Annotated in this window: 4 protein-coding genes; 3 read left to right on the top strand and 1 reads right to left on the bottom strand. The window is 50.7% G+C overall.

The window, feature by feature from the left end; translation table 11 throughout:
• Positions 1-610: 610 nt before the first annotated feature.
• On the bottom strand, positions 611-2,656 hold the full coding sequence (locus M2133_RS15435) for an ATP-binding protein (RefSeq protein WP_277467097.1): 2,046 nt from the start codon (positions 2,654-2,656) through the stop codon (positions 611-613).
• A 231-nt stretch (positions 2,657-2,887) separates the two neighbouring features.
• Here M2133_RS15435 and M2133_RS15430 point away from each other — a divergent pair, with 231 nt between their 5' ends.
• The 3 genes from M2133_RS15430 to M2133_RS15420 all read left to right on the top strand — a co-directional run bounded on the left by M2133_RS15430 (position 2,888) and on the right by M2133_RS15420 (position 7,828).
• Entirely contained in the window at positions 2,888-3,133 is a 246-nt protein-coding gene (locus M2133_RS15430) for a hypothetical protein (RefSeq protein ID WP_277467096.1), read from the top strand.
• Positions 3,134-3,250: 117 nt separating this feature from the next.
• The gene (locus M2133_RS15425) at positions 3,251-6,388 is read left to right on the top strand and encodes an ATP-binding protein (RefSeq protein WP_277467095.1); all 3,138 of its coding nucleotides are present in this window, start codon (positions 3,251-3,253) and stop codon (positions 6,386-6,388) included.
• 162 nt (positions 6,389-6,550) lie between these two features.
• Complete coding sequence (locus tag M2133_RS15420; RefSeq protein ID WP_277467094.1) at positions 6,551-7,828, top strand: replication-associated recombination protein A; 1,278 nt, start codon at positions 6,551-6,553, stop codon at positions 7,826-7,828.
• Positions 7,829-7,835 lie beyond the last annotated feature (7 nt).

Here is a 7,835-nt window from a genome sequence, read left to right as displayed (position 1 = left end):
ACCCATGTAAACCTAACGTAGGAATAAGATAAATTGTGTAAACTTTATTCAGTTATTAAACCATAAACTGTAAACCTATTTCAGGAGAGGTCAAAGGCCGCCGGAGTTTTGCAAAAGGCCGCCGGAGTTTGCCAAAAGGCCGCCGGAGTTTTGCAAAAGGCCGGCAGGTTTTTTGAAAAGTAAGGGAGGAAATCTTAAAGGTCAACACGTAAAAGTGACAGGATGCCAACCAAGCCAACCAAAAACGCGTTTTTTTCTTCTATAAGAACAAAGGGGGGGGAAAAATCTTCACACAAGACCCTTTTCCTCATTCCCCCCCTTTCTTTTATAGAGTTTATATATTGATTGGCATGGTTGGCATAGATAAAGAAGAGAAAATAGATAAAAGACTAAGAATCAATAGATTTGCAAAAATCAATAGTTTTCCCCATTCCTCCCTTTTCCTCAAAATGTTCCCCACCCTACCTCCAGATGTAGGAATTTTCCACCCCCCAGGGGGGGAAGATTTTCAGGCAAATCCGGGCATTTTAACATTTTTTGGGTAGGTAAATAACATTTTTTGGGTAGGTAGATTCCCCCCCTCAGGGGGGAAAGTGAGGAAGATTTCCCCCTATTTTGCGGCCAACGGCAGGGTGAACCAGAAGGTGGATCCTTTGTCTTTTTCGGACTCCACACCGATGGTGCCGCCCAGGTCTTCGACGATCTTGCGGGCGATGCTCAGGCCCAGGCCGACACCGATCTGGAAGGGGTCGGTTTTATAGAAATGGGAGAAGATCTTTTCCAGCTCCGCTTCAGTCATGCCGATGCCTGTGTCGGAGACTTCGACACGCACCTGCCCGCATTCGTCCAGGTGGTACGAAAGGGTGACCTCACCCTCCCGGGTGTACTTGTTGGCGTTTTCCATAAACTGATACAACACCTGCAATAGGCGGTCCCGGTCGGTATGCAAGAGGATCGACGGCAGGTCGTCGGCCAGGTGGAAACGGATCTCCGGTTTGCGGTTGGCCGATTTGATCTCCAACGCGGCTTCGCAGAGCGTTTTGACATCCACGATCTCGTAGTTGTATTTCATCGTTTCCGATTCCAGTTCGGTGAAGTTCAACAGGCCTTCGATCAGGCGCAACAGGATTTCGTTATTGCGTTGGATCAGGTCGATCAGGTATTGATTTTCCGGTGTATCATTGTTCTCTGCCAGGATGGAAGAGAAACCGACGATCACGTTCATCGGTGTCCGGATCTCGTGACTCATGTTTTCGATAAACGCCGTTTTGATCTCATTCGTCTCTTTGGCTTTGATCAGTTCGATCTCGTTGGTGCGCTGCTCGGTGATATCGGTCGTCAGGCAGACGATGGTCTCCGGTTTGCCGTCGGCGTTGTATTTATAGGTACGGAAACTGGTAGTAAACCAGCTGTAGTCATTGCCGTTCTGGTATTTATAGGTCTCGGTGAAGAAATCGAGTTCGCCTTCGAGCATATAGTTGAACTGCTGCAATACACGCCCCACATCTTCGGGATGGATATGTTGCAGGTGGCTGATTTTATTGGTCATATTCATCTGGCGTACGGTATTGACCCACTCCCGGCGGCGGGGATCGAACAGGCCGTAGTCGACCGTCACCCGGTCGCGTTTCACATCGTACTCCCAGAAGAACACATCCTGCGTATTCACCGCCAGGCTCAGTTTCTCCAGGCTGATGCGCAAGGTTTCTTTTTCCATATAATAGCCTTCGTCCTGCGAGCTGATCAACAGGTAGCCGAACACCCTTCCGGTCGCCTCCCGGAGCGGGATGCATTTGCCGATCAGGTGGATTGTTTCGTCTTCGCGATTGGTGATGAAATATTCTGTTTCTTTGACGGCATTGAATTCGTATTCGTTGGCCAGGGTTACTTCTTTGCCGCTTTGGATCACCTCGACCTGTTCTTCGGTGATATTCGGGTTGTCGAACAGGTTGATGCCCAATACTCCCTCTTCGGTTGTGCCCAAGGTCTCGAGCGCAAAAGGATTGATATTGACCAGGTAACCTTTCTCATCGTAGATCTCGACACCGATCTGCAGGCGATCGAACAAGGCGCGGAACGTCGTCAGGCTCTGTTGTAACTGTTGGGAGATCTTCTTTCCGTCTTTGAACGCCCCCTCTTTCTCGAGGTAAAGCGAAAGGGGATGGATCAACAAGGCGAGGTTTTCTTTCTCCGTCTCATGAAGCGGGGGCTGTTCGGCGAAGAAATCCAGTCCGACAAACCCACAGGCCTTCCCTTTGCGGAAGAGCGGGAAAGAATAAAACGCCCGGGCGCCACTGGCCGAAAGGATACTCTTCTCCTGGAAAGCTTCCCAGGGCATATCATTCAACTGTGCCATCACGATCTCTTTCCCTTCTTTGAGGCGGCGCACCATCCAAGGCAGGTCTTTCTGGAAGTACAGGCCGGAGCCTTGAAAAGGGGTATTCAGGAAGGCCGACAGTTGGGCGTCGGCCGACGGAGCGATCTCCTCGACAAACTGCAGGGTGGCATTCTCTTCATTGAACAACACCAACCGGATGCGGTCGGCACCACTGAAAGCCTTGATCTTCATCAGAGCCTGCTGCACCGCCTGTTTATTATCTGTCTGCAAAAAAAGTTGAAATACCTCTTTCAGGGTCTTTCGAAACATCTCTTCCATGCCTTTTTATCTTCCTTTATTATTATCTTTTTGCTGAAACGTATACGCAATCATACACAAAAACAAAAAAGAGAAGAGAATGTTCGCTTATCGGGGCGGTTTGTCACTCAGTCTTTATACTATTTACCGGATTATCATCGGCCGCCCGCCAGTTTTGGAAGGTGACCGTGCAGGCGGTGATCAGCCCTACCACCACAAAAGCGACGGCAAAGACCCAGAATATCCTTGCTTATGCCGAGTCACGCCAAACAAACTTTTTTTTCGGCATTCTTTTTTTATCCAACGGATCCGGCAAAAATGCAGGGCGCTATTGTTTTTCTTGGCCTTTATTCTTATATTTGGAGTCGAATGCCGGATGGCCTACAGCCCTCCTGTGATGGGTTTATCGGCTGCCCGGATGAGAATTTGCATTTTTTAAGAGAAAAAAATAGTAGCTTTGCCGAACAAATCTGTGGCATTTTCTGTTTTAAGCTTTAGGATAAAATGCAGATTGTGACTCTCAGTGCGCTGGGAATGTCTTGTTTTTTGTAAAAAGTGTAAAACAAAGAAGGTAAACAATCATTTTGAGAGGGTGAATAACTTTTGAAGCGCTGTATGATACAACGAAAAACGAATGTAATAAGGGGGATATTTTATTTATTCGTGATGCTATTGGGCATCATGGGTAAGGCGAATGCTGTCAGTCCGGTGGAAGGGACTCCCCAATCCGACTATATCTTATTGATCAATCCCGATGCGGAGACTTGTGCCTGGGGGCACATGATTATTCCGGCTATCGTGAACGATCTACGTGCAAAATATCCCGAATACGAAGTCCGGGTGGAGTATATGTATGGCTTGGGAGTCAATTCGATCGATGGGGTCGAGGATTTCCAGGAGTATCTGTTTGCCAAATATCCGGTGGCTCCCCGCTACCTGATGCTCTTCGAGTCGGATATGTACTCGATCATGCACGAGTCGGTCGACCGTACCTGGGGTCCGACGTTGCCTACCTTATTAATTACACGCGAAGAGTTCTTCGGCGATGTCCGGTACTGGCTCGAGCGTCAGCCTGTTCCCGAAGCGGAGCGGACGTATTTCAAGGATGTGGTCGCCCAGCGTGAGAACCTGGTGGTGGTGCAGAACCCCTTCGATATTGCCGGTACACTGAAGATCATGAAAACGATGCTTCCCCAGATGAAGAAACTGGTGCTCCTGACCGACGGACGGTATATCAGCGCCGAGAACCGGAAGATGGTCGAAGACGAAGTGCGCCGTAACTACCCCGAATGGGGGGAAGTGGAACACCTGACACAAGAAAGCTATACGACCGACGAGGTGATCCATAAGTTTATCGAGATGCCCTCGGATGAGACCGGTGTGCTCTATTTCACCTGGTTCAACAACGACCTGACGGCCGACAAGGACCTGATTCTGCAGACCAATGCGTACCGCATCTTCAGCTTGTATGTCAATGGTCCGGTCTTTACGATCAACGACGTAGGCTTGCGCCAGAGCGGTATGCTGGGCGGAAGTTATACCCCTTTCCCCGAAGTACTGAATACAGTCTATAAAGCGACCGATGAAATGATTGCCGGTACGATCAAGAACCGGAATATCTATTGCCCGCCGGCGCTGCCGACATTCAACTACATGGCGATGCGCAATCACGACATTGCCCTGTCGGCCATTCCTTCGAACGCCTATCTCTACAACCGTCCATTGACTTTCCTCGAACGCAATAAGAACCTCATCCTTGGCTTGGCGATTGTTACCTTCCTGAGCTTTATCCTGATGCGCATCGTATTGCTGATCCAAAGACGTAAGATGCAAGATAAAGAAATCAAGCTGCTCGAACGTTATAGCGACCTATTCAACCACATGCCGATCGCTTACCGCCAGGAGCAATTGATCACGAACAGTGCCGGCCAACCGGTCGACGTATTGATCACCGAGGTCAATCCCGGCTACGAGAAACAACTCACCCCGCGCGAAGAGATTATCGGTCGTCGCGGTAGCGTAGTCAATCCCGATATGTATCCCGGCATCCTGAATATCTACGCCGCCCTGATGGAAGATAAGAACAAGAAGATCAGCCTGGCGTATTACCATCAGGAGACCGACCGCTACTTCAGCGTGATCAGTGCCCATTCGAGCACACCGGGATTTATCGATTCGTTCTTTGTCGACACCACCGAACTGCAACGCACACAGCAGTTGCTGCAGTCGGTCAACAATAAACTGGTCATGTCGCTCGACGTAGCCAATATCACCCCCTGGAAATGGGATGTTCGCAAAGCGACAATCATCTGCGACGTCAATAAACCCGTCGAACTCTATACCCAGGGTATCCGTACGGAAGAACAGATCAGCATTCCGCAGGATCATTATTTCGATCGGATCTTCGCCGAAGATAAACATATTGTCAATGAGACGATGCAGAAGATGTGGGACGGTGAGCTGGATACGGCCCGCTGTGAGTTCCGGATCTACAAATCGCGCTCGAAACATTCGTACGACTGGGTTGAGATCCGTGGCGCTGTCGAAACGAGGGATGCCGACGGCAAACCGGTTTCCCTGATCGGTACTTCCCTGATCGTCACCGACCGCAAGAATATCGAAGACGAACTGCGTACCGCCAAAGATAAAGCGGAAGAATCCAACCGCCTGAAGTCGGCTTTCCTGGCCAATATGAGCCATGAGATCCGTACGCCATTGAATGCCATCGTCGGCTTCTCCAATATTCTGGCGGCTACCGAGCAGGAAGAAGATAAACAAGAATATATCAGCATCATCGAAAACAACAATAACCTCCTGCTGCAGCTCGTCAGCGATATCCTCGATCTCTCGAAGATCGAAGCCGGAACGATGGAATTCCATTACTCGGATATGGACCTGAACGTGGCCATGGGCGAACTGCGTGAAGCCGCTCAGGACCGTGCAGCCAAAGAGGTGGAGGTGATCTTCGAGAAGATGCTGCCCGATTGCTTTATCCGCACCGAGAAAGCGCGTGTGACGCAGGTGATGACCAATATCCTGGCCAATGCGGCTAAGTTTACTACCGAGGGAAGTATCCGCTTCGGCTACGAAGTGAAGAACGAGAATATGCTCTATTTCTATGTCACCGACACCGGCTGCGGCATCTCCCGCGACCAGCAGGAGCAGATCTTCGGTCGCTTCGTCAAGTTGAACCATTTCGTGCAGGGCACCGGCCTGGGGCTCTCGCTCTGCCAGATGATCATCAACCGGATGGACGGAGAGATCGGTGTTGAGTCGGAAGAAGGCAAAGGCACCACGTTCTGGTTTACCATCCCCTACGTGCCTGTCAATCCCGATTCGCCCACCGACGATAACAGCCCTACGGAGATGAAGAAAGATAAACTCAAAGTGTTGATCGCCGAAGACAACCTGAGCAATTTCGAACTCTTCGAAGCCATCCTGCGCAACGACTATAACATCATTCATGCCTGGAACGGCAAAGAAGCCCTCGATCTCTTCCAGGAGCATCAGCCGCATATCGTCTTGATGGATATCAATATGCCTAAGATGAACGGATACGAAGCGACCTTGCGCCTGCGGCAGATCTCGAAGGATGTGCCTATCATCGCGGTGACCGCCTATGGCTTCTCGAACGATGAGCGCCAGATCCGCAAGAACGGATTCAGCGGATATTCACCCAAGCCCTTGAATCCCCAGACTTTAAAGAACCAAATGGTTGAGTTGCTCAACCCTTTGCAAGGCGTGGCCTTATAACGCCTCTATTGACAATATGATATGAATTGACAGCCCCGGAAGCTCAAAGCCTCCGGGGCTGCTTTCATTATGACAGGCAATCCTGCTATCAAACATTGATTTAATTCTTTTTTTTGTCTTCTTTTTCTTGAATAACTAAAGAAAAAGTCCGACTTTTGTCGCATGTTGAGTCAACCGCTGGCAGAACGATTGCGTCCGAAAACGCTGGATGACTATATCGGACAGAAGCACTTGGTAGGCGAAGGAGCCGTATTACGGAAGATGATTGATTCCGGGCGCGTTCCTTCCTTTATCTTATGGGGGCCTCCGGGCGTCGGTAAGACGACGCTGGCGCAGATCATCTCCCATAAGCTCGAGACTCCGTTCTATACGCTGAGTGCCGTCAGTTCGGGCGTCAAGGATGTGCGCGAGGTGATCGAGAAAGCGAAGAACAACCGCTTCTTCAATACCGTGTCGCCCATCTTGTTTATCGACGAGATCCATCGCTTCAGCAAGTCGCAGCAGGATTCGCTCCTGGGTGCCGTCGAGCGGGGCATTGTGACCCTGATCGGGGCGACAACGGAGAATCCTTCGTTCGAAGTGATCCGTCCGTTGCTTTCGCGCTCGCAGGTCTATGTGCTTCAATCCCTGGGCAAGGAGGATCTGTTGGAGCTGTTGCATAAGGCAGTCACCACCGATATCGTGCTCAAAGAGAAAGATATCCGCCTGACCGAGACGGATGCCCTCTTGCGCTACTCGGGTGGCGATGCCCGTAAGCTGTTGAATATCCTCGACCTGGTCATTTCGGCCGAAGAAGAAGAGGTGATAGAGATCACCAACGAGAAGGTTGTCGAGCGTCTGCAGGAGAACCCTGCCGCCTATGATAAAGGAGGAGAGATGCATTACGATATCATCTCCGCTTTCATCAAGTCGATCCGCGGCAGCGATCCCGATGCCGCCATCTACTGGCTGGCCCGCATGATTGCCGGAGGCGAAGACCCGGAGTTCATTGCCCGACGCCTGTTGATCTCGGCAGCCGAAGATATCGGATTGGCGAACCCCAACGCTTTATTGCTGGCCAATACCTGCTTCGAAGCCCTGCGCAAGATCGGCTGGCCCGAAGGACGGATCATCCTGGCGGAGACGACGGTCTACCTGGCCACCAGTGCCAAGAGCAACTCGGCCTACCTGGCGATCGACGAAGCCATTGCCTATGTGAATGAATCGGGCAACCTGCCCGTGCCTTTGCACCTGCGCAATGCGCCCACCAAGCTGATGAAAGAACTCAACTACGGAAAGGAGTACAAGTATGCCCACAGCTACGAAGGTAATTTTGTCGAACAAGACTACGTGCCGCCCGAAGTCAAAGGCACCCGGTTCTGGCAAGCGCAGGATAACCCGGCCGAGCAGAAACTGGCCGAACACATGAACCGCATCTGGGGCAAAACAAGAGTATTTTAATCGAACA

The organism is Parabacteroides sp. PF5-6 (assembly GCF_029504695.1).
Classification (GTDB): Bacteria; Bacteroidota; Bacteroidia; order Bacteroidales; family Tannerellaceae; genus QVMG01.
This window is presented reverse-complemented; position numbering and strand designations above follow the sequence as displayed.

Excerpts from the sequence above, each read along its gene's own strand:
- M2133_RS15435 (WP_277467097.1), bottom strand. The coding sequence starts at position 2,656 with ATGGAAGAGATGTTTCGAAAGACCCTGAAAGAGGTATTTCAACTTTTT.
- M2133_RS15430 (WP_277467096.1), top strand. The coding sequence starts at position 2,888 with ATGCCGAGTCACGCCAAACAAACTTTTTTTTCGGCATTCTTTTTTTAT.
- M2133_RS15425 (WP_277467095.1), top strand. The coding sequence starts at position 3,251 with ATGATACAACGAAAAACGAATGTAATAAGGGGGATATTTTATTTATTC.
- M2133_RS15420 (WP_277467094.1), top strand. The coding sequence starts at position 6,551 with ATGTTGAGTCAACCGCTGGCAGAACGATTGCGTCCGAAAACGCTGGAT.